Genomic DNA, 22,801 nt, shown 5'->3' with positions numbered 1-22,801 from the left:
GCATGTCCACCGACGAGATCGCGGCGCGGATCGAACCGCTCATTCCGGGCCTGAGGCGCTATGCCTATGCGCTGGTGCGCGACAGCGACGCCGCCGACGATCTCGTCCAGGACTGCCTGGAGCGCGCCGTCGGGCGCTGGCACCTGCGCCGGCCCGACGGCGACCTGCGCGCCTGGCTATTCGCCATCCTGCGCAACCTCCACATCTCAGGCCTGCGCCAGCACAAGCGGCGTGGGCCCCACGTGGCGCTCGACGAGATGGCCTCGCCGCCGGCGGTGGACGGCGACCAGGACGGTCGCGCCGGGCTCCGCGACGTCCTGGCTGGGCTCGATGCGCTCAGCGAAGAGCACCGCACCGTCCTCCTTCTCGTCAGCGTCGAAGACATGAGCTACGACGAGGCGGCACGGGTGATCGGGCTTCCGGTCGGCACGGTCATGTCGCGCCTGTCGCGGGCGCGTGAGAAGCTGCGCGCCATCCTGGAGACCGGGATCCGCGCGCCCTTGAGGAGAGTCAAATGAGCCGCAGGGACACGCCCGTCGGCGAGGACGACCTGCAAGCCTATGTGGACGGACGGCTCGAGGCCGAGCGGCTGTCCGCAGTCGAGGCCTATCTCACGGAGCGACCGGAGATCGCCGCGGCCCTCGATCGCGACCGCGAGATCGCCCGGACACTGCGCGAACGCCTTGCCTTCAAGGCCGGGGAGCCGATCCCGGCGCGGTTACGAATCGCCAACATCCGCGAGGCCCGGCGCGGTCGGTTTGCTGTCACGCGTCTGCGCCTCGCGGCTGTCATGGGCTGGCTGATCCTCGGCAGCTCCGGCGGGTGGCTGGCGAACGACGTCCTGCGCGTGCCGCCGCAGATGCCTCGCGTGGCGGTCATGGCCGACGAGGCAATCGCGGCGCATCGCACCTTCGTGGTCGAGGTGGTCCATCCCGTCGAAGTGCGCGCGAACGAGGAGGCGCATCTCCTGCAATGGCTGTCGAAGCGGCTTGGAACGCGGCTGTCGGCTCCGGACCTGACAGGGCTCGGATATCGGCTGATGGGTGGGCGCCTGCTGCCTGCGGGCGCAGGTCCTGCCGCGATGCTGATGTACGATGACGACCAGGGCACGCGTCTGACGCTCTTCGTGAAGACCGACGAGAAGGCCGAGACGTCGTTCCAGTTCGTCGAGGAGGACGGCATCTCCGCCTTCTTCTGGCGCGACGCCGGCCTTGGCTACGTTGTCTCGGCCGAGGCACCGCGCGAGCGGCTGATGCAGGTGGCGACCGCCGTCTACGACAGCCTGAACCGCTCGGCGCCGAGCCTTTCCGGCGATACGCTGTGACGCTCGACCAGCTTCGCGTATTCGTCGCCGTGGCCGAGCGCGAGCATGTAACGGAGGCGGCGAAGGCGCTGAACCTCACGCAGTCGGCGACGAGCGCCGCTATCGCTGCGCTGGAGGAGCGCCACGATGTCCGGCTGTTCGACCGCGTCGGACGACGGATCGAACTGACCGAAGCGGGGCGCCTGTTCTTGCCCGAGGCCCGCGCGGTGCTTGCGCGGGCCGAGGATGCCGGCCTCATGCTTTCCGAACTTGCCGGACTGAAGCGGGGTCGTCTCTGCATCGTCGCCAGCCAGACGGTGGCGAACCACTGGTTGCCGCCGGTGCTCGCGGGCTTCAAGGCCCGCCATCCCGGCATCGAACTTCGGCTGAGCATCGCCAACACGGCGCGCACGGCCGAGGCGGTGCTGGATGGCACGGCCGATCTCGGCTTCGTGGAGGACGAGCTCGGCGATGTCCGGCTCGGCACGCAACGCGTCGCCGATGATCGGCTGATGCTGGTCGCGGCATCAGGGCACAGAGGCTCTGGGTCTCCCGTCGCGGCCGGGGATCTTGCATCGGCGCGCTGGGTGCTTCGCGAACGAGGCTCGGGCACCCGCGCGATCCTCGAAGGTGCGCTCGAAGCCTTCGGTGTCGATCTCACCGCGCTGTCGGTCGAACTCGAACTGCCCTCGAACGAGGCCGTGCGCGCGGCGATCGAGGCGGGCGCCGGCGTCGGGATCCTCCCCGCCGTGGTCGCGGATGCCGCCCTTCGCACGGGGACACTGGTGGCGCTACCCTTCGACCTGCCGTCGCGCGGGTTCTATTCGGTGTTGGCGAGGGACCGTCACTCGAGCCGCGCCGTCGCCGCCTTTCTCGCCGAGCTGCCGACGATCAAGGTGCCGCCGGCGTGATCGATGGATCGACCACGTCCGGACGACATTCAGTCGACGCGATCGTCGAGCGTCTCGCGGCGCTGCCCGGCAAGGCCAACCTGTTCAACCCCTATGCCGGGTTCGACGCGGAGATTGAGGACGCTGACGCGCCGGTGACTCGCCGTCGCAATCTTCAACGCTATCTCGCCGCGTTGGCGGATCGCGGCGTCCGTGACCTTTGGCTCGGCGAAGCGCCCTCGCGCTTCGGAGCGCGTCGGACGGGCGTGCCGTTCACCGGTGACCGGCGGCTCGCCGACCTGTCGGAGCGGCTCGGCCTCGATCCGCCGCTGGCGCGGGCGACCCGCGAGACCCTGCCGACACCGGAGTCTGGAACCTCCCTGGAGATCTGGAACGCGATACCCGACCCGCTGCCGCTGTTCTGGAACGCGGTGCTCTTCCATCCCCATCGCGGCGTTCTGCCCTTGCGCAACCGGACGCCCACCTGGACCGAGATCGCCGAACATCGGAAGGTGCTGGAGATAATCGTCGCGATCTTCGCGCCGCGCCGAATCCTCTGCATCGGCCGGGTGGCGCAGCGTGCGGCGGACGGGCTCGGTATCCCCGCCACCTACGTGCGCCACCCCGCCCAGGGCGGCGCCGTCCGGTTCCGTGCTGGCGTCGCCGCGTTCCTCAACGACCGACCGCCGGCGGATGCCCCTCCTTCTCTCAGTCGGCCTTGAGGCAGGGCGAGACAAAGAGATCTCCCCTCCAGGCGCCGCGCACCGTCCTCGTGCCGACGATCAGCCAAAGCAGCGCCAGCACCGCGACGAGCAACGTGCCGAAGACGTGGATGGCAGCGATCGGCAAAAGGGTGCCGAGCTTCAGCGTAGTCACGGCATAGACACCAAGCGGGAACGTGTAGCCCCACCAGCCGATGTTGAAGGGAAGGCCATCGCGCAGGTAGCGCAGCGTCACGAGCACAGCCATCGCCAGCCACCAAAGCCCGTAACCCCAAAGGAGCAGACCGCCGAAGAAGCCGAGCCCTTCCGCAAACGCGCCGAAACGCTCCAGCCCGTTGGCGGAAAGGATCGCGGGTGCCGCGCCGCCCAGCGTCATCAGCCCGAGCGCGCCAGTGCCGATCGGTCCGAGCGCCAGCCAGCTCGACGCCGCCATGTTGGCGTGCGGCAGCTTGTGGATGGCCATGCGCAGGAGGAGCACGACAAGGATGCTGAGCGCGATCGGCACCGACAGCGCCCAGAGCGCATAGCAGAGCGTCAACACCACGAGCTGTGAATGCGGGTCGACGAGATGCGGCGCGAGCAAGCCGCCGGAGACGGCGGCGACTTCGGCCGCGACCACCGGCAGGAGCCAGACCGCCGTCATCTGGTCGATCGAGTGGCTCTGCCGGGTGAACATCATGAAGGGGATGGCAACCCCGCAGGCTGCTGCCATCGCAATGTCGATCCACCAGAGCGTCCCTGCGATCCTGACTGCGACCTCACCATAGCGCGGCAGGCCGAAGATCAGGAAGCCGTTGACGATGGTGGCGAGGCCCATCGGGATGCAGCCGAAGAACATCGACACGACGGAATGGCCAAAGATGCGCTTGGCCCCGTCGAAGAAGAAGATCCAGCGGGCGGCGTAGAGGCCGGCGAAGAGTGTGAACAACGCGATGTTGAACATCCAGAGGCCCTCGGCCACCGGATGCAGCATCGGCATGTCTGCCTGGAACTGCGAGAGCGCGATTGCCAGGATCCCGGTGCCCATCGTGGCGGCGAACCAGTTCGGGGTGAACTGGCGCACGACCTCGCGCGGGCTGTCGAGGCGCGACAGCGGTTGGAGGCCGAGGGTGACGGCACGCATCTGTTCGAAGGTCATTGGCGGGGTCCTTATCCTGCTGGGGACCATACACAACGGGAATCGTTCGATCCAACGCGTTGTTTTGGTCATTTCGATCGATGGAGGCGATTAATCCTTCAGGCGCTTCGCCCCGAATAAATTTTGCCGCCACGGGAATAAAAGGCTTCCGCAAGCGTCTTTTTGTCGAACCCGTACTTCGAGGACCTTGTGATTCCATGCTGAAGACGCTTTTCCTGACCCTGGCCTTCGCCGGGGTGTCACTCTCCTCGGCAGAGGCGCAGGACGCGCACGCCCATCAGCACTCGCCGATGGTGCCGGCCACGCCCGACGGTCCACACTATGCCGAAGCGACCGCGGAGGCGATGGAGAGGATGCACGCCGGCATGATGTCGGCTCCGGTGACCGGGGATCCCGAGCACGACTTCCTGTCCCAGATGATCCCGCATCACCAGGGCGCGATCGACATGGCCAAGGCCGTCCTCGGCTCGACCCGGGACCCAGCGATCCGCAACCTCGCGCAGTCCATCATCACCGAACAGACCTACGAGATTACGCTGATGCGCTCGATGCTCGCCGCATCTGCCGACAAACCAAAGCCCGTTCCGGAGACAACCCCATGACCCGCATCGCCATTCTCGCCGCCGCGCTCCTCGTCTCGACATCGGCCTTCGCGCTGCCCGCCGCCTCAGACCGCGTCTACACCGCCGACCAGAACTCCAACACGGTCTCGGTCATCGACCCCGTCTCAAACAAGCTTCTGGGCCAGATCCGGCTCGGCAATCCGCGGCCGGACGTTCTGAGCCCCCTCTACAAGGGCGAGGTCAACGTCCACGGCCTAGGATTTTCGCCGGACCACAAGACGCTCGTCGTCGTCTCGACGGTGACGAACTCCGTCACCTTCATCGACACGGCGACCAATGCCGTGAAGGGCACGACCTATGTCGGGCGCAACCCGCACGAGGCCTTCTTCACGCCGGACGGGAGGGAAGTCTGGGCGACGGTGCGCGGCGAGGACTACCTCTCGGTGATCGATGCCACGACCTTCAAGGAGACGGGCCGCATCCCGACGACAAGCGGCCCCGGCATGACCAAGTTCTCGCGAGACGGCAAGCTCGCCTTCGTCGCCAACTCGTTCAACCCGGTGCTCGAGGTCTTCGACGTCGCGAGCCATAAATTGGTGAAGCGGATCCCCGTCGTCTCGCCCTTCGTGCCCTTCGTGCAGGTGAGCCCGGACGGCAGCAGCGTTTGGCTGACGCACAAGGACGTCGGTAAGGTCACACGCGTCGATGCCAGGACGCTCGAGGTGAAGGAGGTGATCGACAGCGGGCCGGTCTCCAACCATCTCGGCTTCGGAACGGTGGACGGCGAGACGCTGGTTTACGTGACGATCGGCGGCGAGAACGTCGTGAAGGTCTATAGGCCCGGCGAGACAACGCAGCTCGTCGCGACTATCCCAGTCGGCGCCCTGCCGCACGGCATCTGGGGATCGGAAGACGGCAGCCGCATCTTCGTCGGGCTGGAGAACGGCGACAAGGTCGACGTGATCGACACGGCCAAGCAGAAGGTCGTGGCCGAGATCCCGATCGGTCAGGCCCCGCAGGCCCTCGTCTTCGTGCCGGGCGCGGTGCCCGACGGTGCGGGAACCCAGAACCTCATGCCGCTGAAAACGGGTCCGGAGAACCTGACGCTCTCGCTGAAGGCACCCGAGGGCGCCACCGGCTCCGGCATGGTCGTCTCGCGCAATCTCGGGCTCGTCGATACGATCGACGTCAGCATCGCCAAACTGAAGCCGATGACGGAGTACGGCGTATTCTTCGAAGGACAGGACGAGCCCGTCGTGGTGTTGAAGACCAACGACAAGGGCGCCGGCATGGCCTCCAGCATCGGTCCGGTGCGCACGATCGGCGCCCCCAGGGAGCCGACGGCGGGCAAGGAGCCGCGGCTGGTTGTGGTCGAGGGTCTGAAGGGCACGGCCAGCCCGGTCCTCGCCAGCCGCTAGAGACGGCTGGGTCCAAAATCGCCATTTTCGGCGCGAGCAACAGTCCGCGCCGAATTGGCTTGGTGGCATGTTCGCTGCTTGTGGCGCTGTCTTTGGGGCCGATCGATTGGACTCAAATTTGGGTGTCGCCGAACCCGTCGGGAGCAACTGAATGTCAGCTATCTACGAGTAGCAGCAGTAAGCGGACAGGCGGAAAACCACCCCATTTCGGCAGTAGTACCGACCAAAAAAGAAGATCTGCTTTCGGTATTCGGCCGAGGCCCGGTGGATGGCTGAAATGAGGGCGCAAAGCGGCAGTCGCTTGTCGGACCAACGCAGACTGCGGATCTCCGTTGGACTTAATCTCTCCTTTCTGAGCCAACAAAATCTATAAATGCCCTCAGCGGCGCGGGCATGAACCTGCGGGAGAAATACAGGCTGGGACCGTCGAAGGTCGTCCACCATTCCGGCAGAACTGGTTCGAGGTCGCCAGAAGCGAAGTGTGGCTGCAACCAGTTTTCGAACGTGTAGATCAGGCCACGGCTGGATCGGGCGAAATCAATTGCGGCGGCGGCGGCATCCACCCCTACGACCAGCCGTCCCTGTGGATCGACCGTGAGCGCTTCGCCCTCCCTTTCGAACTCCCAGAGCACGTAAGCCCCGCTGGAGAATCTAAGTCGGATGCACTCGTGATCAAGCACATCCTTTGGATGCAGAAGCCTTCTTCGACCCGCAAGGTACGATGGACTTGCGGCGAGTGCGCACCGCTGTCTGCGCGGGCCCAACGGTACGGCGATCATGTCTTGAGCGAGATGTTCGCCATAGCGGATGCCTGCATCACATCCGGCGGCGACGGCGTCCACAAGTCTATCCTCGACCACGAACTCCATGCGCACGCCAGGATGCATTTCAAGGAAGCGGCCAACCAGCGGCGGCAGGATGTCTACCATGACTGCTCCAGTCACGTTGAGCTTCAGCAGGCCGCGCACCTCGCGCTGAGAACTTGCAGCATCTTTCAGGGCAGCACGAGCTTCATAATAAAGCGGCAAAAGACGTTCCGCCAGCGAGCGGCCTGCATCCGTTGGTGAAACGCTCCGCGTAGTCCTTGTCAGCAACGGGACGCCAACCTGCCGCTCCAGGCGCTTCACGCGTTCGCTGACCGAAGACGGCGACAGCCCAAGCCGCTGCGCGGTCTTCCGGAAGCCGCCAGTGTCGCAGATGTCGAGAAACACTGCCAGGTCGTCAAAGCCGGAAATGTCTTCATTGTTCGCCATAGCGATCAGTATATGCACGGATCGGGTGGTTATCGAAAGCCATTCCAGCATCTATCTCTCAGTCGATCGGGCAGCCTTTGCCGATCAAAAAGGAAAATATGATGTACAAGAAAACAGTGTTGATCACAGGTGCGAACAAAAGCATCGGGTTTGAAACCGCGCGCCAGCTTGGACACAAGGGTTACAGCGTATGGCTTGGAAGCCGGGATGCCGCACGCGGCGAAGAGGCTTTACGCTTGCTGTCTGCCCAAGGCGTTGAGGCAAGGCCTATTGTCATTGACGTGACTGACGAGGCATCGGTGAGGCAGGCGGCTGATCGCGTGCTGACAGAAGATGGCAAGCTGGATGTGCTCATCAACAATGCTGGCATTCCCGGCCAGATGGTCCCACCCTCTCAGCAGTCCATCAATGACATCCGCCACATTTACGAGACCAACGTCTTCGCACCTGTTCTGGTGACCCAGGCTTTTCTCCCCCTTCTCAAGAAGGCGGGGAATGCAACCATCGTCATGGTCAGCAGCGGCCTCGGGTCCCTTGGCTGGCTCTCGGACCCGGACAATCAGTTCTACGGCGTCAACATCCTCGGCTACAACAGCTCCAAAACGGCTCTCAACGCCATAACGGTGGCTTTTGCCAAGGAACTTGCGGACTCCGGCATCAAGGTGAACGCGGCCGATCCCGGCTACACAGCAACGGACTTCAACGGTCATTCCGGCTACAGGACGGTGGAACAGGCTGCAAGCGGCATCGCGTGGCTTGCGACGCTGGATGGGAAAGGACCGACAGGCGGCTTCTACTTCGACGGGGCGGTGGTGCCCTGGTAAGCTTCCACAGAGTGTCAAAACACCGCTTCGGCGCGCAGGTGCATGACACTATCATAGGGGCATGTCCGCTTTCGAGTACCTTCGGGGCTAGGCCTCAATGTCCGACATGCAGGCGCGAAGCGGAAAATGTTTCCGTGTCCGGCGATTGCTACTCAATGTTCATTTATGTCACCGAGTGCGGACAACCCGCCGCCGGCCCCTGATCCGTCGTTCGGTTGAGCCGCGGTGATGACTCACCGTTGCGCGCGGGCGTGAAGCTCGAACCGACGGGGACACTGAATGCGAGTGGCCGCTGCGCTGTTCTGCTCATCGACAATTGGGTGCAATTTAGCCATTCGAGCCATGTCCGACAGGTTGCTAGTTAGAAATCGAATAGCGGAAATTATTGCCGCGGGCCCTTCCGCTTGACTGAGGTCCAAAGCCAGGGCACAAAGGCGGCATCCAAGGTCGTTTGCGGCCGGAGAAACACAGCGAAGTCAGGGTCTCAGCTAAGCCCTTAAGAAGTCAGTGAGAATCCAGGTTCCCCAGCCAAATCTGACCAATCCTCGGACATCGCTTTTCATAGTCGTGCTGGATATTGCTCCTGCAACTGGGACAGGATTTCCTCGGCCCAGCGATATCCGCGTGTTTCCTCACGATCCAGCTGAACATCGTAGACCGACGTCGAGATGACTGTCGATGATACCCTCTCTCACGAGTAACCCACCCCGCCATATTGCTGAATATCCGATGGCAGCGTGCTCTCCTCTCCCGGAACATTGGCTTGCGGGCAGCGTTTTGCCACCTGATAGCAAGGAGAAACGACATGGCCGATAAAGACATGGCTGCGGACAAGGCCCATACGGACCGTCACCTCGACATTCACAATGAAGATGTGACGCCGATCGAGAGTGAGGCGGATCTGAAGGGTAAGGATGGTGATGATGTGGAGGGTGACGATGTGATGTCGGCTGCCGCACGTCGGGAGGCCGTCCGTTTGAACGGAGATGTTTTCATGGTTCGCTCGGATCTCGAAGATGCCGACCAGCGGGAGGCGACGCCTGGGATGCGTGAGCAGGACTGACATTATTCAATGACACGATAATGGGTAGAACGAGCGGCAGGGCGAAGGTCCGCCGCTAGTTCGTCGTATGCGTCATACTTCAGTTACATTGACACCCCTGTCAGGAACTTAAGCGTTGACGATGCGTTTTCTCCTCATGTGCCGATATTCGGCGAAACAAAAGGAGGAAGCCACCATGAACCAGCGTTTTGATCCGAACGAAAAGCGCCCTGCAAATCCCACATCCTGGCCAGCCGACAATACGGCCCGCATGGATGAGGCAACAACCCGCTCGACGGCAGGGATCGATCCTGTGACGGCGGCGCCTCTTGGCGATCCGCTGGCCCAGCGTCCGCTGGATCCGGCTAATCCGACCGCCCGCGCGCGGCGCAGCAACTGGCCGGTTTTGATCATTCTTCTGGCTGGCCTCGTGCTCGCGCTTCTGGTGTGGCTGCCGGCAGAAATGTCGAATGATGCATCCGATACCGCGACACAGCCGGCTCCTGCCAGCCAGACGGCAACACCGCCAGCTGCTGAAGCTCCCGCTGCAAGCGGCACGCAGGCTCCTGCAACGGCCACTCCGCCGGCAGCGACAGCTCCGGCTGAAACGGCTCCGGCAACGCCGCCTGCTGCCACGGGTACCGCTCCCGCAACGGGTACGTCTCCGTAACGGCTGGGCCTGTTCAAAGCGAAGAGAAGCGGGGCCGCAGGGTCTCGCTTTTTTGTTTTAGGCGTCAGAGAGGCCAGGCACATGAGAGATACACCTCCATAGGCGGCCGACTCGAGTGGGAGCGATCTTTCGCCAGACTTAATATCCCGGCCGATCGAACCAAAGAGCTGCTCGGCGGTTTACCTGCATGAACCACAAGACGAGGATCGCACGATGATCGAGAAGACAACACGCCGCGAAGAAGACTATCGTGATTATGAGGATCGCGACCTGAAAGAAGGCTGGCCTTACGCGGATGACGTTTCCGGTTCGCCGACCGATGTCGCCAATAGGTCCTATGGCGAGACGACGGAGAGTTTTGACGAGTCCGGCAATCCCGGCTTCGAGACGTCGGATGAGACAGTTCGGATCGGCCATGGCGGACCGGATATTCTGCGGGATGATCCGGAAGCCGATACGGACGATGACGGGATGGAAGAAGCGCTTTCCAATGCGCTGGAAGAGCACGATATCGACACGTCCGCTGTGGAGATCAAGGTCATGCGCGGTGTTGCCGAACTTTCCGGCGAAGTCGAGACGGCGGAAGATCGCCGAGCGATCGAGGAGCTGGCCTATCGCATACCCGGCATTTCAAAGGTGCGTAACGCACTGACGACGCTTGCAGTCGATGCGGCATTGCCGAGCGGCCTGAACGACTGAGCGCTTTCGAGGATGCGCGGGGACTGCCGTGTCTTATCTTGCATAAGGTCACGCTCAGGTTTCCAATATGACGGCATTTGAGTACGATGTCTGCGCGGCCCTCGGGCCGCGCAGTTTTTTGTTGAACAAGTGTGAGGTAAAGGGAGCGAGCATGGGGGATGAGCACAATGCGCAAGCGGTGCCGTTTCAGACGACGGAGTTTGTCACAGGGCTCGGGCGTGGCATCGCAGGTGCCCTGCTGTTTGCGCTTCCCATGCAGATGACGATGGAAATGTGGGATCTTGGCTTTGCCATGGACCGTTTCCGGCTTGCTCTGCTTCTCGTTATAACCTTGCCGCTGCTCGTGGGCATTGCCCATCGCATCGGCTTCGAGAAGACCTTTTCGTGGCGTGAAGACATACGCGATGCCATGATCGCCTATGCCATCGGCATCATTGCGAGCGCGATGATCCTGAAGTTGTTCAAGCTATTGACGCCGGAAACGGCGGAGCAGGATTTCCTCGGCAAAATCGCGCTGCAAGCGGTTCCGGCCGCCATCGGCGCCCTCCTCGGCCGGAGCCAGCTCGGCGCGGACCCTGACGATGCGGAAGATGAGCCGGATAGCGGCTATGGCGCCGAGCTTTTCATGATGGCCGTGGGCGCGCTTTTTCTCAGCCTCAACATGGCGCCGACGGAGGAAATGATCCTGATTTCCTACAAGATGACGCCGTGGCATGCGCTTGCGACCATCGCCCTGTCGATCATTGTCATGCATGCCTTCGTCTATGCCGTCTCGTTCAAGGGCGGACACGAGCTGAAAGACACGCCGGGCTGGCATGCGCTGATCCGTTTTACCCTGCCGGGCTATGTGATCGCGTTGCTGGTGAGCCTCTATTGCCTCTGGAGTTTCGGCAGACTGGACGGGTCGGGTTCCATGCCGGCCCTGATGTCCACCATCGTGCTCGGCTTCCCCGGTGCGATCGGCGCTGCCGCCGCACGGCTGATCCTGTGAGGCTCTGATGACGCGTTCCCGCGGCAAGATCGTTCGCCGGCATCCGCACTGGATCGAGTGGACCACAGGTCTTCTTTCCACCGCGCTTGTCGCTACCATGACCGGCATGATCCTCTATCACGGCCTGACCGCCAGAGATGCATCACCTGAACTCAGCGTTACCGTCACGGCCCAACGGCCGACCGCGCAGGGCTTCGAGATGTCGTTCATCGTGGCCAACTCCGGCAAGAAGACCGCAGCCGGGGTGCCTGTGACGGGGCGATTGCTAGATGGTGACCGGCGAGAGGTGGAGAGGCGGGAGGTGACGATCGACTATGTGCCCGCGCAGTCTCAGGTAGAAGGTGCCCTGCGGTTTTCCGAAGATCCCGGTGCCTATCGGCTCGATATCAACGCCTCCGGCTATAGCGACCCCTGAGGATCCTGCTGCATCTTCGACATCAATGTATCTGATCCGCCATCGACGCGCGCGTTGCGGCGATATGATCCGTGACGGCCTGTCTTGCTGTGGCGGGATCAGCATAGACTTCGCCATCGAGCGGCCAGACATGAAACTTGACGGCGACGAAGCGTAAGCCGCGCGCGTGCGGCATCAGGGCGCCGACGGCTTCGCCGGCAATCTCAACGATCTGTTTTTGCATGCATATCTCCCGCCGCCGTGCCCCGGCAGCCAATCTCGTCGCAGCCACGACGGTCTGTCGTGTGCAGCGACGGAGAAACGGCAGGAGAGGTCTATCGTTCCGTGTCCGAAATCAAACAAACTTGTCCGTATCGCGAGGTCTGTTTGATGAAACATTGGACGACGACGGCGCGGGCTCAGGCGACGAAGCGCTCCGGACGGTAGGGACCGAGATCGACGATCGTCGTGCGCTCGCCGGTCATCTTTTCGGCGAGAGCGCGGCCGGTGACCGGACCCAGCGTCATGCCGTGATGAGCGTGACCGAAGGCGAACCACAGGCCCTCGTGCCGCGGCGCCTTGCCGATGATGGGCATCATGTCCGGCGTGCAGGGCCGCGCGCCCATCCACGGCTCCTCGTCACGGCGCTCGGCAAGCGGGAAGAACTCGCGCGCCACCCGCTCGGCGCGGGCCAGTTGCACCGGCGTCTTCGGCGCGTCGCGGGTCGCGAACTCAGCGCCGGTCGTAAGCCGGATTCCACGCAGCATGGGCGCAAGGAAATATCCCTTCTCGGCATCGAGTACCCAGTTGTTGAGCCGTTCGCCCTCCTGCGTACCGTAGTGCATATGATAGCCGCGCTTGACCGCGAGCGGAAAGCGATAGCCAAGCTTGCGGGTGACCGTATCGGCCCAGGGACCGAGGGCAACGACGACCTCCGCCGCTTCGATCGGCCCGTCCGGCGATGCAATGCGCCAGCCGGGGCCTTCCAGGACATGCTCGAGCGTTGCCGCGTCACCTGCCACCAGCCGCCCCCCAAGAGACTGGAAGTAGGCGAGATAGGCCTTGTTCAGGCTGTGCGGGTCGCGGATCGACCAAGGGTCCGTCCAGCGAAGGCCACCGGCAAGGTCGATGCGGATCGAGGGCTCCAGCGCCTTGACGTCACCGGGTGACAGCTTCTGATGATTGACGCCGAAGCCGGCCGACAGGCGCTCGGCCTCCTTGTAGGCCGCATCGCGGGCCGCATCGGTACGAAAAACCTTCATCCAGCCATCCCGCTGGATTAGGTTATCAGCGCCGGATGCCTTGATAAGGTCGGCATGCTCGGTGATCGAATTCTCGATCAGCGGCGCATAAAGCCTCGCAATATGCTGGTGCTGGGTAAAGCCGGAATTCCACCAGTAGCGTAAGAGAAACGGCACAAGACCCGGTAGCGCCTTCAGGTGGTAATGGGCGTCGATCGTGTTGTTCAGGGCGTAACGAAAAAGGGCGCCGAAATCATGCGGGAAGCCATAGGGCACAACGCCTTCGCGCTGGATGAGGCCGGCATTGCCGAAGGAGGTCTCCTCCCCCGCCCCGCGACGATCGACCAGCAGAACCGACTTTCCACGCCGGGCAAGATGGATCGCCGTGGAAAGGCCGACAATCCCCGCACCCAGAACCGCCACATCCGTCTTCATCATGCCAAACTCCATGTTCCCCGCGCGCGTCGGCGTCTTTTGCCTATGTCAGCATTTTCCGGACGTTCCGCAACAGGTCGAAGCGCAAATTCACGGTCCATGGCCGTCTCCGCACAACGAAAAAGGGAGCGGCGAACCACTCCCTTTTCGACTTAGCCGTCATCCATTCCGGTCATTGTTCAGGTGCGGCGACGCATCAGGCTCGCGACGAGCGAAATGACCAGAAACGCGAGAAACAGGAAGAACAGGATATGAGCAATACCTGCCGACGCACCGGCAATACCGCCAAAACCAAGAACACCTGCAATGATAGCAACAACGAGAAAAACAAGTGCGTAGTAAAGCATGGCTTCCTCCTCCGATTAACACATGCCGATTAACGCATCACAATGTCGTTTGTTCCCGCTACCGGCGCCGCCAATGGGTCGCGGACCGACTGCTATGCGGCACTCCAACGATCCTTTGCTCCCGCTCTTTAAGGAAAGACAAGCGCTGGCAGCACCCGCGCCAACGGCAGATCTTAAGTATTTATTTACCATAATCGGAGCGCTGGTTCATTTTGACACGCCGTCGCCACAGGAAATGCGGAACTTCACGGTGCAAGAGGCGTTGAGTTCACGATTCATTGAGGCGAGACACCAAATGACCGTATCGAACGCACATATCTGGAAGTCCGTTGCGGCCTCGGCGCGGCCTGCATCGCGCTCGAACGAAAAGAACCTGCACATCGGCCAGACGTTGAAGGATCTATACTTCAACGGCAACATGCCGGCGACGGATGGACGCTTCGAGCAACTGCTGGAGCAACTGGATTCGTCGGAAAACAGCCGCGAGCGCCACTAACCGAAACTGAAGAGAGTCTTGGTGGGCGGCCCGGCAGGCCGCCTTTTTTGTTGGCTGGATACGAACGCTATAACCAAGCAGCGCCAGATCAAAGGGCGGCCGAACAGTCGACCGCCCTTTAGATCGTTGATCACGGCTTGGGATTGGCAAGAACGATGCTTCCCGGGTCCGCCTTGTAAGCGGCAGCATCGTAGGCAGGCTGGGTTTCCAGCTGTTCCTTGGTGTAAGGCGAGTAGATCGTCATGGCGCCCTTCGCATCTGCCATTACCTGAATGTTTGCCGCGCTCATGGCGACGGGCTTCTGCGCGATGCCGAGGAAGCCGCCGACATCGATGATGTAGGCTTCAAGCTTGCCATCCTTCGCCAGGATAACATCTCCGACTTCGCCAATCTTCGTATCGTCGGCCACCTTGACCGGCGTCCCGATGAGCTTGTCAGCCGAAAGCATGGCGGCGTCGACGGGCTTCAGTTCGTCCGTGGGCTCGGCTGTCGCCGTGGTTGCGGCATCCGGCGCCAGATCCGGATCGGTCATCTGAGGCGTGGTGCCCGTCTGCGGAACGGACGGATCGGCACCCGCGGCCTCCAGCGGCACTTCCGTATTTTCCGGCGTTGCAAGCGGCTTGGCAGCGGTATCTGCGGGCGCTGCGGGCGTGGTCGCCGCACTATCCTTGGTTACCGCACCATCCATGACCGCCTTGCGCTGGAATGCAGGCGCGGCTTCCAGATCCTGCTTCGTCATGGAAACCACGAGGATCTTCGACCCGTCGCGCTCCGACCAGGAGGCACGATCGAAGTTCACGGCCACATCCTTCTCTCCGATACCGAGAAAGCCGCCGACGCCAACGACGAGCGCTTCCGTTGCGCCGGCCGCGTTGATCACGACGTCCTTCACCTCCCCGATCGCCTCGCCCTCTTCGTCGACGCCGGTATAGACCGTCTTGCCGATGACGTTGGACGCGAGCATGTCGTCGCTTGCGGCCGCTGCAGGAGCAGAGGCTGCTGGCGCTGCGGCAGGTGCTGCCGGTGTCTGCTGTGCCATTGCAGTGCCGGCGAGTGTGGCAGCGAGAATTGTGCTTGCCAGAAGGGTTTTCAGCATCGGAGTGCTCCTTGGGAGTGAAGATGAAACGGTAAGCGCAATGACAATCAAGGATAGCCCGGCGATGTCGCCCTGAGCTTTCCCGGCATGCCTTGTGGAGCAGAAGGAACATGTGTGAGGCGGACCGCAGCTTCAGGCGCGTGCCGGCGGCCGTCATGGCCGACTTCGTGTCGTTGAGCTTTCAGCCCTTCGGTGACGCTGGATACGCCGCTGGTTTCGCGCCGGTCAGCCACCACACCACACTATCCTCTTATCCACACAGCATCGAAAACGCCGTTCGAACAGGATTTGTTCCCATCCCCGTTCCGAGACGATTTGGCCGGAGAACAGGCTCGCCAACCAGCAGACCGGAGCGACATTCGGAACAAAGCGGCCAAGTGCGCGTTTAGGCTCCGCATTCCGATATGAACCCAAAGAGGAACCGCCAATGCTCGGCACCATTCTCGTGATCGTCCTCGTACTCTTGCTCATCGGCGCTCTGCCGACGTGGGGCCACAGCCGCAGCTGGGGTTACGGACCTTCCGGTGGTTTGGGCCTGGTGGTCGTTATCCTTCTTGTGTTGGTCCTAATGGGGCGCATATAAAACCTAGGCTTTCCCAGAGGGCCATCCACATCACGTTGAACCGGAGGATATCACCATGAAAAAAGCTCTTCTCGCCGTTGCTCTCATCATGCCGCTCGCAGCCTGCACTCAGACGGAACGCGGAGCCGGCATCGGTGCCGCATCGGGCGCCATCATCGGCGGCGTTGCGACAGGCAATGTCCGTGGCGCAGCCATCGGCGCAGGCGTGGGCGGTCTCGCTGGCGCTCTGATCGGTCAGGCAAACGAGCCAGGCCGCTGCATCTACCGCGACCGTAACGGCCGCCGCTACACGGCATCCTGCTGATCGCCTAGGTCCGCTATCGGTGAAATGGAAAAACGGGCCTCGGCCCGTTTTTTTGTGCCAGAGAACGAAGGTCTCGACGTCAGCCCTTGCGGGCTTTCTCGACGGTGTCGAGCTGCTGAAGCAAATCCAGGAACGTATCGGGAAGAGGCTCCTGCTCGACGGCGCTGTAGAAGGCTCTCAGCTTCGAAACGATCTGGCTGTTCGGGTCCATGGTTTCCGCACGCTGCAGGACCGGGCGGGGTTTCGGGTCTGTCGTATCCGCCATGGTCTCAGGTCCGTTCCGTCCAAAATCCTGTCGCGCCCGTTCCGGCGCATTCCGTCAGCATCCTCAAATTGATCACGTCGACCTCATGCTTGGTAATTCTTACCGATCAAACTTTCCACACGACGGGAAACATGGTCAAACGTCCCTGTTTCGACTCGTCGAACGATCAAACTCTGTCCGGTCTCGGCGCCAATATATCGAAGGACGTCTTTCATGTCACTTTCCATGCGGATTGCCGCTCACCTTCCCTATGTCCGCCGCTTCTCCCGCGCCATCACGGGTTCGCAGACATCGGGCGATGCGTATGTCGCGGCCGTTCTGGAAGCGCTGATCGCCAATATCGACCTGTTCCCCAAAGCCTCCAGCGACCGGGTCAGCGTCTTCAAGCTCTATTGCTCGCTGTTCGATACGATCACCATCAAGATCGACGAAGACGTGGTAAACTCGCCTTATGCGTGGGAAAAGAAGGCTGCAGCCAATCTTGCCCGGATCTCGCCGGATGCGCGCAAGGCCTTTCTGCTGGTGTCCGTCGAGGGCTTTACCCAGGACGAGACGGCCGAAATTCTCGGCGTGACAGCGGATGCCGTGGCCGGACTGATCCAGCAGGCCTCGGCCGATATCGCTCGTCAGGTCGTGACCGATATTCTGATCATCGAGGATGAGCCGCTGATCGCCATGGACATCGAGGACATGGTGCGCAGCCTCGGACATGGTGTGGCGGGGATTGCCCGCACGCATAGTGAGGCGGTCGACCTGTTCAAGCGGACGTCGCCGAAGATGGTGCTGGCCGATATTCAGCTTGCGGATGGCAGTTCGGGCATCGATGCCGTGAACGAGATTCTCTCGACAGCGACCGTGCCCGTCATTTTCATCACTGCGTTTCCAGAGCGCCTGCTGACAGGGGAAAAGCCGGAACCGGCATTCCTCGTCACAAAGCCGTTCAACCCTGACATGGTGAAGGCGCTGATCAGCCAGGCACTGTTCTTCAACGAAAACACTCACGCCGGAGAGGCGTAACCCCCGTCGACAACAGCTCGGTCTAACCCGGCAGCTGGCGTTCCGGCGGCCGGGTGCGGACCTCGTTGAAGATGGTGAGGCCGATCAGCGCGAGCGGCATGGCCAGCATTGCGCCGACGGCACCCCACATCCACGTCCAGAAGATGATGGCGATGAAGATCAGGAACGGGTTGATCTCAAGGCGATGGCCGAGGATCGCAGGGGTCACCAGATTTTCCATGACCAGATGCAAGAGGAAGAAACAGGCTGCCGGCAGCAGCGCCATGATCATGCTGTCATGCGTCATCAGGCCGGCGCAGGTCAACGCGATGGTCATGGCGGTCACGCCGAGATAGGGGATAAAGCTCGAAACAAAGGCGAACAGACCCCAGAGGACGGCGCCGGAGAGGCCTCCTGCAAAAGCGATCACCGCTGTAATCGTTCCGAGCGAGATGTAGATCAGGCTGGCGGTGGAGAAATAGAAGCCGACAGCATTCTCCGTCGCATTCATGACGCGGATCGCGGTCAGGCGGCGTTCATGCGTGGCGAAGGCGAGGATGATGGTCTTGCGCAAATGCGCGCGTCCGATGAGAAAAAGGCCGAGGGCTGCGAGGAAAATCAGCGTCTGGACAAAGGCCGGCGTCAGGCCCGTGGCGACCAGCCCGAGCATCGAACCGGCATTCGCCATGACCATGTCGGAAATGGCCTTTTCGTTCGCGCCATTGATGGCCCGTCTGACCCATTCGAAACGCTCGAAGAAGGGAAGGAACCGCTGTATGGCACCCTCTATCAAAGCCGGCGCCTTTGCCGTCAGCATAGAGATCGGCTCGATCAGCGCGTTGACGAGGAAGAACACCAGAACGACAAAGACGACGCCGAAGAAAAGGCCGCCGAGCATGGGGGGAAGGCCGAAGCGCGACAACCTGTCGGCTGCAACGCCCAGCACCATGCCGACGACAATCGCAAGCGTGACAGGCATCAGGATGGATTCGAGCGCATAGATAACGCCGGACATCAGGATGACGAAGGTCCCGACGATGCTCCAGGCAACCACCAGATCCAGTCCGGTTTTCGGATCGGCCAATGCCGTCGCCTCGGAAGGCGGCGGGTTGTCGATCTGCGCTTTCTTTCTCGCCTTGAACAAGGCTCGCTCCGGTATGGCAGCGTTCATAATGGACCTCCACTCGCAATGAGCGCGGGCCAAAAGCTGCCGCGATATCCTGCATGGCGCCCGACATCTACGGTCTTGCAACGTGTGACGAGCATGACCTCATAGACCGGACGCCAGTCAATCCAAAGACAGGAGGAAAGTTCCCGTAACTCTACCGGGCCTTATAATTTTCCACCAAAAATGGTGTTTCCCGGCAAACCCGTCTCCGCTTGACCGGTTCAGTATTTTTCCGGAGGAAAAATGCGCAGCGTCAGCGAGAACAGTCCGAGACCGAGGAGAACGACGAGAAGCGTGTTGGCAACGTCGTCGGATGTTGCGGAGACAACGCCAACGGCAAGTGCGGCGCAGACGAGCAGGATCAGGCCGAGCCTGGGCAGCCAGTAAAGCATGGGAGCGTCCTTCGATGTCCGGAAATGTTAATTCTGGCCTAACAACGGCGGGATTCGCGGAATTGTTCCCAGGCTTTCGTGAAGCTTGTGATCCGGTCGTTTTCAGGCGCCGTACCTCTTTGAGGACGTAACCGAGAGCCATGCGCCATGTACCGACTCCTTCTCTCCATTTCCCTTCTGCTGATCTGCAGCAGCACGGCGACACGTGCGGCCGGCATGACGGAGGCCGACATCCGCGAGAAGATCATCGGGCGGACGATCTATCTCGAGGCCCCGATGGGCGGCGAGTTTCCGCTGAACTACCGGACGTCGGGTGTGGTGGACGGGGATGGCAAGGCGCTGGGCATCGGCAAGCTGATTCAGCCGAGCGATACGGGCAAATGGTGGATCGCCGACGACAAGCTCTGCCAGCAGTTCAACACCTGGTACAAGGGCGCGAAGATGTGCTTCGACCTGACCGTGACCGGGGCGGACAAGGTGAAGTGGGTGCGCGACAACGGCGAAAGCGGCTTGGCGCGCATCGGCAACTGACATTGCGCCTTGATCGGCTGCCAGCGGCGACAGGCGTAACCGGGCGACGAAGGCGCCGCCCGGTGCCAGCCCTCAGAGGGCGGCGATGACGATGACTTCGACCAGATATTCCGGGGTCGCAAGCTTGGCTTCGCCCGTGGCGCGGGCCGGTGTGTTGCCCTGCGGTGCCCACTTGTCCCAGACGGCGTTCATCTTGGGGAAGTCGGCCATGTCGGCGAGCCAGATCGTGGCGTTGAGAATGCGGGTCTTGTCGGTGCCGGCCTGTTCCAGCAGGCGATCGACGGACGCAAGCGCCTGGCTCGTCTGGGTCGCGACGTCGTCGCCCGCATTGCCGACCTGACCTGCGAGATAGACGGTGCCGTTATGAACGACGGCCTGGCTCATGCGCGGGCCGGTCTCGAAGCGTGTGATATCCATCGTGAAATTCCTCTTGCTCGAATGCGTTGACGCCGAAGCGCAGACGCCTCGGGGCTTACAGGAGAACGGGCTTCAGGAAAACCTCCGGAGGAAAACTTCGGTTTAGGTCAGACTTTCACGAAGCGCCGGCTGCGGTACCGGAAATGCGAGCCGCACACGCGTTCCCTCCCCGTCCCCGGATTCCACGGTCAATGCTGCATCGTGCAGTTCGGCGATGCGCTCCACGATCTTCAGGCCGACGCCGAGCGCATCCGAACTCTTGATCCGCCCGCCTTCGAGGATGTGGCTGGGCGACCGGCCGAAGCCGGGGCCGTCATCGGCGACGTCGAGCACGCCCAGATCCGCCGTTCGCACCGAGATATGCGTGCCCTTCGGCGTGTGCTTGACGGCGTTCTCAACGAGATTGCTGATCGTATTCTCGATCAGCGCCGGTACCGCCCGGATCTCGCCGCCGCCCTCCTCTACGAATTCGAGTGTCCGGCCACTGTTGAAGACGAAGGGGGCGAGCTGTGCAACCACATCGCTTGCGAGGCCCGGCAAAGAGACCGGCTTGAATGAGGCGGCATCCACCACGTCGAGTTTGGCAAGCGAGGTCAGCTGCTCCAGCATGTGGGTCAGCGCCTCCAGATCCTTTTCGGCCTTACGCGCACGGGGATCGTCGATCCGCTCCAGCTCCATGCGGACGACGGCGACGGGCGTGCGGATCTCATGGGCGATGGAGGTGGAGAAGATTTTCTGCGCCTGAATGAGGTCCGCCACCCGGACCAGCAAGCGATTGACCGCATTGGCGAAGTTGGCGATTTCACGCGGCATGCCCTCCGTCGACAGCGGTCGGAAGGCGGCACGCGGATCGATGGCGTCCGCCGCCTTGCCGGCTTCGACCACCGGTTTGAGCGCGCGCCGGACCGAGAGGATGGTCGCGCCGGCGACGAGGCCGAACATCAGCGGCATGGGGATGATCAGGTGGTCGCGCAGCTCGTGCAGCAGCACGCTGGTTACGAAGCCGTGCGGATCGCGCAGGACGGCAAGCTCGACGAATACTTCCTGTGTGCCGAACCGGAAGGAGCGGCCGCCCGCCACGCTGAGCGGCTTGCCGGGCGCGATCTCGCGCTGCCAGAAGGTCGGCGGATTGATCTCGATCGGCAGGAAATGGCGCTGACAGAGCGCCTCGCAGTTGGAGAACAGAACTTCGCCCGTGGAGGTGCGGACCCGGACGAAGATATCGCCGTCGGTCTCGTCCTCGCGCATCGTATAGCGTTCGGCGAGCGCTGCCGGCATCTGGAAGGAGATGCGGTCCTTACCGACGACGATGCCCTCTGCCAGCGTCTCCGCCTCCTGACCGATCAGGAACCCGCCGAGATCCGCGTCGTTCGACCAGTATTCCGCCAGCACGATGCCGAACTCGAGCATCATGGCGAGCACCGTGAAGGTGACGATGCGCAGCGAGACGATGCCGATCAGGGAGCGATCCCGAACGGCACTCATGGCGCGGCCTGCAGCATGTAGCCGACGCCGCGCACCGTGACGAGATCGGCGCCGGTATCGACCGGAAGCAGTTTCTTGCGCAGGCGCGAAACGGCAAGCTCCAGCGCATTCGCGGTCATTTCCTCGCCGAATTCCGACAGCGCCAGTTCCAGCTTGCGCTTCTGCACCACCCGGCCAGCATCGCGCATCAGCAATTCCGCCAGCGCCCGCTCGCGCGGCGGCAGCGCGACGATGGTGCCGCCGCAGGACAGCTCCGCCATGGCGGGATCATAGCGCAGATGGCCGCATTCGAGCACCGGCTGAAGCGATGTCGGGCTGCGCCGCAGCATGGCCCGGCAACGCGCAAGAAACTCGCGGTGGTGGAACGGCTTGACCAGATAATCGTCCGCCCCCGCATCCAGACCCTCGATCCGCTCCTCGATCGAGCCGCGCGCCGTGATGACGAGCACCGGCAGGTCTTTGTAGGTCTTGCGGATCTGGCGCAGCAGCTCGATCCCGTTTCCATCCGGCAAACCGAGATCGAGCAGAATGAGGTCATGCTCGCGCAGCGTCAGCGTCACCGTGGCATCGGCGATCGTCGTCACGGTATCGAGCCGCCAGCCGGCCTCGCGAACGGTTTCGCCCAGAAGCTCGGCGAGCCGGGGACTGTCTTCAACCAGCAACAACCGCATGCATCTGTCTCACAGTTTGGGAAAGCGGATCTGAAAGCATGCGGAGCGTATCAGCTTTCGAACGCGGCGACAGCGGCTGTCCACCATTACTGGCTCTTTCCCATGGAAGCCGCAACGACGTCGCCGGTCATCGGATCCATGGTGACATCGGCCTGCAGGCGGCGCGCCGTCAGGGCGTCGATCTCGTAGCAGGAGCCGATAATGTCGATATGCCGGATATCGGGGTAGCCGGCGGCTATCGCCTTGCGGGAAATCGCCTCCCGGCTCATCCAGTGCGCCTGCGGCTCTCGCGTACACTCCGCATCGTGCTCGCCGGCCAGCACTGTGCCGCCCGGCAGCACGAGGTGCACGAAGGGAAGAACGAGACGGAGCAGGCGGCGCATCAGCAATCTCCAGAGCCGGAACACTGGAGATATGCCGATATCTTGCCGTCATCCGGCTGTCAGCCGTCGATCGAAATGCGCGTG

General features: G+C 62.3%; 30 protein-coding genes. 17 read left to right on the top strand and 13 right to left on the bottom strand.

Features of this window, described 5'->3' with window-relative positions; genetic code table 11:
• Nucleotides 1-2 precede the first annotated feature (2 nt).
• From BSG19_RS08680 to BSG19_RS08665, 4 genes are read left to right on the top strand one after another with little or no spacing between them, the layout of a single operon-like run.
• Entirely contained in the window at nucleotides 3-518 is a 516-nt protein-coding gene (locus tag BSG19_RS08680; RefSeq protein WP_062595837.1) for a sigma-70 family RNA polymerase sigma factor, read from the top strand.
• Entirely contained in the window at nucleotides 515-1,324 is an 810-nt protein-coding gene (locus BSG19_RS08675) for an anti-sigma factor family protein (RefSeq protein ID WP_092986781.1), read from the top strand. The genes BSG19_RS08680 and BSG19_RS08675 overlap by 4 nt, the downstream gene beginning before the upstream one ends.
• Complete coding sequence (locus BSG19_RS08670) at nucleotides 1,321-2,214, top strand: LysR family transcriptional regulator (protein ID WP_062595835.1); 894 nt, start codon at nucleotides 1,321-1,323, stop codon at nucleotides 2,212-2,214. Before BSG19_RS08675 ends, BSG19_RS08670 begins: the two co-directional genes overlap by 4 nt.
• Nucleotides 2,211-2,915 carry a uracil-DNA glycosylase family protein gene (locus tag BSG19_RS08665; RefSeq protein ID WP_062595834.1) on the top strand — a complete coding sequence of 235 codons (705 nt, stop codon included), beginning with the start codon at nucleotides 2,211-2,213 and terminating at the stop codon, nucleotides 2,913-2,915. Before BSG19_RS08670 ends, BSG19_RS08665 begins: the two co-directional genes overlap by 4 nt.
• On the opposite strand, the gene BSG19_RS08660 is transcribed toward BSG19_RS08665, so the two are convergent.
• Nucleotides 2,902-4,053, bottom strand: a complete 1,152-nt coding sequence (locus tag BSG19_RS08660; RefSeq protein WP_062595833.1) for a TDT family transporter — start codon at nucleotides 4,051-4,053, stop codon at nucleotides 2,902-2,904. The two genes, BSG19_RS08665 and BSG19_RS08660, sit on opposite strands and share 14 nt — an antisense overlap.
• 197 nt (nucleotides 4,054-4,250) lie before the next feature.
• Between BSG19_RS08660 and BSG19_RS08655 the strand changes: the two genes are divergently transcribed.
• Together BSG19_RS08655 and BSG19_RS08650 are read left to right on the top strand one after the other, a co-directional pair.
• Complete coding sequence (locus tag BSG19_RS08655) at nucleotides 4,251-4,655, top strand: DUF305 domain-containing protein (protein WP_165916872.1); 405 nt, start codon at nucleotides 4,251-4,253, stop codon at nucleotides 4,653-4,655.
• Nucleotides 4,652-6,034 carry a YncE family protein gene (locus BSG19_RS08650; protein ID WP_092986779.1) on the top strand — a complete coding sequence of 461 codons (1,383 nt, stop codon included), beginning with the start codon at nucleotides 4,652-4,654 and terminating at the stop codon, nucleotides 6,032-6,034. The genes BSG19_RS08655 and BSG19_RS08650 overlap by 4 nt, the downstream gene beginning before the upstream one ends.
• A 338-nt stretch (nucleotides 6,035-6,372) precedes the next feature.
• Here BSG19_RS08650 and BSG19_RS08645 read toward each other — a convergent pair whose 3' ends face one another.
• Entirely contained in the window at nucleotides 6,373-7,338 is a 966-nt protein-coding gene (locus BSG19_RS08645; RefSeq protein WP_343289613.1) for a LysR family transcriptional regulator, read from the bottom strand.
• Nucleotides 7,339-7,385: 47 nt separating this feature from the next.
• Here BSG19_RS08645 and BSG19_RS08640 point away from each other — a divergent pair, with 47 nt between their 5' ends.
• The 6 genes from BSG19_RS08640 (at nucleotide 7,386) to BSG19_RS08615 (ending at nucleotide 11,928) form a co-directional block, all read left to right on the top strand.
• The gene (locus tag BSG19_RS08640) at nucleotides 7,386-8,111 is read left to right on the top strand and encodes an SDR family oxidoreductase (protein ID WP_207903324.1); all 726 of its coding nucleotides are present in this window, start codon (nucleotides 7,386-7,388) and stop codon (nucleotides 8,109-8,111) included.
• Nucleotides 8,112-8,916: 805 nt separating this feature from the next.
• Complete coding sequence (locus BSG19_RS08635) at nucleotides 8,917-9,174, top strand: hypothetical protein (protein WP_244529146.1); 258 nt, start codon at nucleotides 8,917-8,919, stop codon at nucleotides 9,172-9,174.
• Nucleotides 9,175-9,349: 175 nt separating this feature from the next.
• On the top strand, nucleotides 9,350-9,823 hold the full coding sequence (locus BSG19_RS08630) for a hypothetical protein (RefSeq protein WP_139274742.1): 474 nt from the start codon (nucleotides 9,350-9,352) through the stop codon (nucleotides 9,821-9,823).
• Nucleotides 9,824-10,036: 213 nt separating this feature from the next.
• Nucleotides 10,037-10,522, top strand: a complete 486-nt coding sequence (locus BSG19_RS08625) for a BON domain-containing protein (protein ID WP_092986773.1) — start codon at nucleotides 10,037-10,039, stop codon at nucleotides 10,520-10,522.
• 151 nt (nucleotides 10,523-10,673) lie between these two features.
• Nucleotides 10,674-11,513 (top strand): TIGR02587 family membrane protein, encoded by an 840-nt coding sequence (locus BSG19_RS08620; RefSeq protein ID WP_092986772.1) that lies wholly within the window; start codon nucleotides 10,674-10,676, stop codon nucleotides 11,511-11,513.
• Between the two features lie 7 nt (nucleotides 11,514-11,520).
• Nucleotides 11,521-11,928 (top strand): hypothetical protein, encoded by a 408-nt coding sequence (locus BSG19_RS08615; RefSeq protein ID WP_092986770.1) that lies wholly within the window; start codon nucleotides 11,521-11,523, stop codon nucleotides 11,926-11,928.
• A 22-nt stretch (nucleotides 11,929-11,950) separates the two neighbouring features.
• Here BSG19_RS08615 and BSG19_RS08610 read toward each other — a convergent pair whose 3' ends face one another.
• From BSG19_RS08610 to BSG19_RS08600, 3 genes are all read right to left on the bottom strand, one after another.
• Entirely contained in the window at nucleotides 11,951-12,151 is a 201-nt protein-coding gene (locus BSG19_RS08610; protein ID WP_092986768.1) for a hypothetical protein, read from the bottom strand.
• 175 nt (nucleotides 12,152-12,326) lie between these two features.
• A complete protein-coding gene (locus tag BSG19_RS08605) occupies nucleotides 12,327-13,583 on the bottom strand; it encodes an NAD(P)/FAD-dependent oxidoreductase (RefSeq protein WP_092987367.1) in 1,257 nt (418 codons plus the stop codon).
• 179 nt (nucleotides 13,584-13,762) lie between these two features.
• Nucleotides 13,763-13,930: a DUF1328 domain-containing protein gene (locus tag BSG19_RS08600; RefSeq protein WP_092986766.1), complete on the bottom strand. Its 168-nt coding sequence runs from the start codon at nucleotides 13,928-13,930 to the stop codon at nucleotides 13,763-13,765.
• A gap of 94 nt (nucleotides 13,931-14,024) precedes the next feature.
• Here BSG19_RS08600 and BSG19_RS25680 point away from each other — a divergent pair, with 94 nt between their 5' ends.
• Nucleotides 14,025-14,426, top strand: coding sequence for a hypothetical protein (locus BSG19_RS25680; protein WP_139274741.1), 402 nt, complete (start codon nucleotides 14,025-14,027; stop codon nucleotides 14,424-14,426).
• 130 nt (nucleotides 14,427-14,556) lie between these two features.
• On the opposite strand, the gene BSG19_RS08590 is transcribed toward BSG19_RS25680, so the two are convergent.
• Nucleotides 14,557-15,522, bottom strand: coding sequence for a PRC-barrel domain-containing protein (locus BSG19_RS08590; protein WP_092986762.1), 966 nt, complete (start codon nucleotides 15,520-15,522; stop codon nucleotides 14,557-14,559).
• Between the two features lie 427 nt (nucleotides 15,523-15,949).
• Here BSG19_RS08590 and BSG19_RS08585 point away from each other — a divergent pair, with 427 nt between their 5' ends.
• Together BSG19_RS08585 and BSG19_RS08580 are read left to right on the top strand one after the other, a co-directional pair.
• A complete protein-coding gene (locus BSG19_RS08585; protein WP_082477169.1) occupies nucleotides 15,950-16,105 on the top strand; it encodes a DUF3309 family protein in 156 nt (51 codons plus the stop codon).
• A 55-nt stretch (nucleotides 16,106-16,160) separates the two neighbouring features.
• Nucleotides 16,161-16,409 carry a glycine zipper domain-containing protein gene (locus BSG19_RS08580; protein WP_092986760.1) on the top strand — a complete coding sequence of 83 codons (249 nt, stop codon included), beginning with the start codon at nucleotides 16,161-16,163 and terminating at the stop codon, nucleotides 16,407-16,409.
• Between the two features lie 79 nt (nucleotides 16,410-16,488).
• Here BSG19_RS08580 and BSG19_RS08575 read toward each other — a convergent pair whose 3' ends face one another.
• Nucleotides 16,489-16,674, bottom strand: a complete 186-nt coding sequence (locus BSG19_RS08575) for a NepR family anti-sigma factor (protein WP_092986758.1) — start codon at nucleotides 16,672-16,674, stop codon at nucleotides 16,489-16,491.
• Nucleotides 16,675-16,887: 213 nt separating this feature from the next.
• On the opposite strand from BSG19_RS08575, the gene BSG19_RS08570 reads away from it, so the two are divergent.
• Entirely contained in the window at nucleotides 16,888-17,691 is an 804-nt protein-coding gene (locus BSG19_RS08570) for a response regulator (RefSeq protein WP_092986756.1), read from the top strand.
• Nucleotides 17,692-17,713: 22 nt separating this feature from the next.
• Here BSG19_RS08570 and BSG19_RS08565 read toward each other — a convergent pair whose 3' ends face one another.
• Together BSG19_RS08565 and BSG19_RS26005 are read right to left on the bottom strand one after the other, a co-directional pair.
• Nucleotides 17,714-18,841 (bottom strand): AI-2E family transporter, encoded by a 1,128-nt coding sequence (locus BSG19_RS08565; RefSeq protein WP_092986754.1) that lies wholly within the window; start codon nucleotides 18,839-18,841, stop codon nucleotides 17,714-17,716.
• Nucleotides 18,842-19,059: 218 nt separating this feature from the next.
• The gene (locus BSG19_RS26005; protein ID WP_092932282.1) at nucleotides 19,060-19,230 is read right to left on the bottom strand and encodes a hypothetical protein; all 171 of its coding nucleotides are present in this window, start codon (nucleotides 19,228-19,230) and stop codon (nucleotides 19,060-19,062) included.
• 147 nt (nucleotides 19,231-19,377) lie between these two features.
• Here BSG19_RS26005 and BSG19_RS08555 point away from each other — a divergent pair, with 147 nt between their 5' ends.
• Entirely contained in the window at nucleotides 19,378-19,761 is a 384-nt protein-coding gene (locus tag BSG19_RS08555) for a hypothetical protein (RefSeq protein WP_092986752.1), read from the top strand.
• Nucleotides 19,762-19,833: 72 nt separating this feature from the next.
• On the opposite strand, the gene BSG19_RS08550 is transcribed toward BSG19_RS08555, so the two are convergent.
• The 4 genes from BSG19_RS08550 to BSG19_RS08535 form a co-directional block, all read right to left on the bottom strand.
• A complete protein-coding gene (locus BSG19_RS08550) occupies nucleotides 19,834-20,178 on the bottom strand; it encodes a RidA family protein (RefSeq protein WP_092932278.1) in 345 nt (114 codons plus the stop codon).
• A gap of 102 nt (nucleotides 20,179-20,280) precedes the next feature.
• A complete protein-coding gene (locus BSG19_RS08545) occupies nucleotides 20,281-21,663 on the bottom strand; it encodes a sensor histidine kinase (RefSeq protein WP_092986750.1) in 1,383 nt (460 codons plus the stop codon).
• Nucleotides 21,660-22,334 (bottom strand): response regulator transcription factor, encoded by a 675-nt coding sequence (locus BSG19_RS08540; protein WP_092986748.1) that lies wholly within the window; start codon nucleotides 22,332-22,334, stop codon nucleotides 21,660-21,662. Before BSG19_RS08540 ends, BSG19_RS08545 begins: the two co-directional genes overlap by 4 nt.
• A gap of 86 nt (nucleotides 22,335-22,420) precedes the next feature.
• Complete coding sequence (locus BSG19_RS08535; RefSeq protein WP_092986746.1) at nucleotides 22,421-22,717, bottom strand: PepSY domain-containing protein; 297 nt, start codon at nucleotides 22,715-22,717, stop codon at nucleotides 22,421-22,423.
• Between the last annotated feature and the right edge of the window lie 84 nt (nucleotides 22,718-22,801).

The organism is Rhizobium sp. NFR03 (assembly GCF_900111275.1).
Classification (GTDB): domain Bacteria; phylum Pseudomonadota; class Alphaproteobacteria; order Rhizobiales; family Rhizobiaceae; genus Ferranicluibacter.
Note: the sequence above shows the minus strand (reverse complement) of the source record. Positions and strands in the feature narration are given on the sequence as shown.